The sequence below is a fragment of the Vibrio sp. 1401 genome (assembly GCF_033340295.1).
In genome coordinates this window covers 1-526 of record NZ_JAWOWF010000801.1, presented here as the reverse complement: position 1 = coordinate 526, position 526 = coordinate 1, and the positions used below count along the sequence as shown (strand labels likewise).

At 49.0% G+C, this 526-nt stretch carries 1 pseudogene; it reads right to left on the bottom strand.

Features of this window, described 5'->3' with window-relative positions:
- Nucleotides 1-53: 53 nt before the first annotated feature.
- Nucleotides 54-526: pseudogene (locus R7Z77_RS28250) on the bottom strand (LysR family transcriptional regulator); the annotation flags it as partial.

Genomic DNA, 526 nt, shown 5'->3' with positions numbered 1-526 from the left:
TTCATGGTTATCTTATGCAGAGAATCTCGGTGACGCGAGACAATAATCCGTCATCACTGTGCGAAAATTAATGGCGTCTTCAGGGTTTGGCGTACCACTTTATGTAAGTGTCGGTGCAAAGGATGGTTGCGATTGGTTTGTAAGAAACCGCCAGAGACCACAAACTGACTGAACTCACGGTTGACGAGTGGCATTGCGTAGGACGCCAGTTCCGGCATCAACAATGCCGAGCTTTGACTGGCATACATAATTGCGTCGGTTTCTTGCAGCATTTGGCAAGCCACGCGCAAATTATAGGATTTCAATAACACCACGGGCTCATAGCCCATGCGGCGATACTCGGACTCCACGGTACAAAGCGGTTTATATGACGCGGGCGCAGGCAAAGAAACAAGGGGCAGCTTGGAGACCGTGTCCCAATCATTGCTGACTTTCGACAAGGTCGGATGGTTTTTACGCGCCAAAATCACTCGTTTTTCAACGAATAACGGGCGCATGTAAATGTCTTTCGACAGCTCGGTCTCTT